1 pseudogene is annotated in these 583 nt (G+C 45.6%); it reads left to right on the top strand.

Annotation, left to right across the window (positions count from 1 at the left end):
* Positions 1-583 (top strand): annotated as a pseudogene (locus tag R7P74_RS28020) (alpha-amylase); the annotation flags it as partial.

Here is a 583-nt window from a genome sequence, read left to right as displayed (position 1 = left end):
CTGTTTCTTGAGCCGTATTTACAAGAAACCCGTTTAGGTGCGTATGATTTCCCGCTGTTTTCGACCATCTTTAAAGCATTTTCAAAAAAAGGCAGTTTCAAGTCTCTGATTGACCCTTACTGTTTTGGCCAAGCGCTTTCAAACGGTCGAGCCATCACTTTTGTGGTGACGCATGATATTCCCAACAACGACGTCTTTCTCGATTTGATAATGGATGAAGAGGATGAGTGGATCGCTTATGCCTACATTCTTGGTCGCGATGGCGGCGTGCCTTTGGTTTATACCGATTTGGATACCAGCGGCATTAAGAACAAAAACGGAAAGCCAAGATGGAAAGACGCTTGGAATGATCCGCGCATGGCGAAGATGATCGCGTTCCATAATGTGACTCATGGCGAATCAATGACGGTACTGGAAGGGAATGACGATATGCTAGTGCTAAAACGCGGAGAGAAAGGCATTGTAGTGCTAAACAAATCCACGCGCGCACAATCGCTATCGCTAAAGACAGAGTGTGATTGGTTCGATTTGATGTCAGATCAAAGCGTTAAAGCCGGGATAGAACTGAAGGTTCCGGCAAAGT

Source organism: Vibrio sp. 2033, from assembly GCF_033339735.1.
The sequence above is the reverse complement of the archived record's forward strand: the minus strand, read 5'-3'. Positions and strand labels throughout refer to the sequence as shown.